This is a genomic window from Leisingera sp. F5, from assembly GCF_001593695.1.
In genome coordinates, this window is record NZ_LUKH01000886.1 from 1 (window position 1) to 1,518 (window position 1,518).

At 64.2% G+C, this 1,518-nt stretch carries 1 protein-coding gene and 2 pseudogenes; 1 reads left to right on the forward strand and 2 read right to left on the reverse strand.

Annotated features, from left to right (window positions below; genetic code table 11):
• A pseudogene (locus A2I95_RS37085) lies at positions 1 to 491 on the forward strand (alpha-D-ribose 1-methylphosphonate 5-triphosphate diphosphatase); the annotation flags it as partial.
• 84 nt (positions 492 to 575) lie between these two features.
• On the opposite strand, the gene A2I95_RS37090 reads toward A2I95_RS37085, so the two are convergent.
• Together A2I95_RS37090 and A2I95_RS37095 are read right to left on the reverse strand one after the other, a co-directional pair.
• Entirely contained in the window at positions 576 to 1,055 is a 480-nt protein-coding gene (locus A2I95_RS37090) for a class I SAM-dependent methyltransferase (RefSeq protein ID WP_291737471.1), read from the reverse strand.
• A pseudogene (locus A2I95_RS37095) lies at positions 1,056 to 1,518 on the reverse strand (polysaccharide deacetylase); the annotation flags it as partial. It abuts the gene before it with no gap.

The window sequence follows — 1,518 nt, forward strand, 5'->3', positions numbered from 1 at the left end:
CTGAGGCGGTGACGGCGGCCAGGCGGTTCGGTGCCGTACTGGCCAGTCATGACGACACCACAGCGGATCAAGTGGCTGTTTCAGCCCGGCATGGCATCAGCCTGGCGGAATTTCCGACAACGGTCGAGGCTGCGCGGACCTGCCATGGGCACGGGATCAAAGTCATGATGGGGGCGCCGAACTTAATCCGCGGCGGCTCGCATTCCGGCAATGTGGCGGCGCATGAGCTAGCGGAGTTGGAGTTGTTGGACATTCTTTCGTCAGACTATGTCCCTGCGGCATTGCTGATGGCAGCCGTTAAGCTGGGCGATCTCTGGGGTGACATGGCGCGCGGCCTGGGCACGGTAACCCATGCGCCGGCCGATGCAGTTGCGTTGAGCGATCGCGGGCGGCTGGAAACGGGCAAGCGCGCTGATCTGATCCGGTTCCGGCTGAAAGCCGGCGCGCCCGCCCTGCGCGGAGTCTGGTCGCGTGGTGAGCGTGTGGCCTGAGCAGCCCGCAATCCGGAAGGGGGAGAAGCGCCCGCCCTCTTGGGGCGTGCGCTGCCTGGCCAAAGGGCGGGGCGGGTACCGGCATCAGCCGGCCCGGTAGAACATGTAACGCCCCGGCGGGATACCGTCCGGGCCATCGAGCTCTTCAAAACCCGCCAGCGGCTGGCCGGAAACGATGATGCCGCCCGGCGCCATGACCCGGCTAATAACCGGGGAAAGCGCAGCAGCCTCGGCGACGTCCTGTTCTTTGACGCCATAGCCGAAGTCGTAATGCGCCAGAACGATTTTGCGCCCCTCGGCTGCCAGCCGTTCCAGCATTGGTTTTGCCTCGCCTTGCAGGAAATCCTGTTCCGGCGGCACGCAGGAGGGGTGGCATTGCAGCAGCCGGTCAATGACCCAGACCCGGCGGTTGGACAGGGTTTCACGCAGGTGGTCATAGGTGCGGCCGTTGCCAAGCCCCATGTCCAGGACATCGCCGTCCAGCGGGGTGACCTGATCTGCGGCCCAGTTCAACCCGTCGCGCTGGGCAGTGAGGCGGCGCAGCATGGAATCAAGACGGCTCATTCAGGACATCCTTTCATCATAGATCCAGGCCTCTGCCGGGCCGTCCAGCAGGCGCCTTGCAAGGGCGGCGGTAAAGTCCCAGACTGCTTCGTCATGCACCAGATGGTGGGTCAGAAGGCCGTAAGGTTCTGCATTGTCGGCATCGCCAAGCCGGCGGTCGCGCAGCTGGCATGGCACAAACATCGGGCGCAAGCCAGTGCCGAACATCTCTTGCAGAGCGGTCAGCCCACGTTCGGCGTCGTCCAGCAATTCCTCCAGCGGGCGGTGCGCTCCAAACTCGGCTTTCTTCTCGCCGGCGGGGGCATGGTTCTGGTGTGCCCATCCATGCACCACCGGGATCAGTTGCTGATGATCTGCAACAAAACGGCCAAGGTCCGGGGTGACACCGTGCGGGATCACCGCAAGATGCACGGGAAGGTCCAGGTCTGCAGATAGTTCTGTCAAACGCTCCAGCTCGGTTGAG

Bases quoted from the DNA above. Each gene is read 5' to 3' on its own strand.
- A2I95_RS37090 (WP_291737471.1), bottom strand. From the start codon at position 1,055: ATGAGCCGTCTTGATTCCATGCTGCGCCGCCTCACTGCCCAGCGCGAC.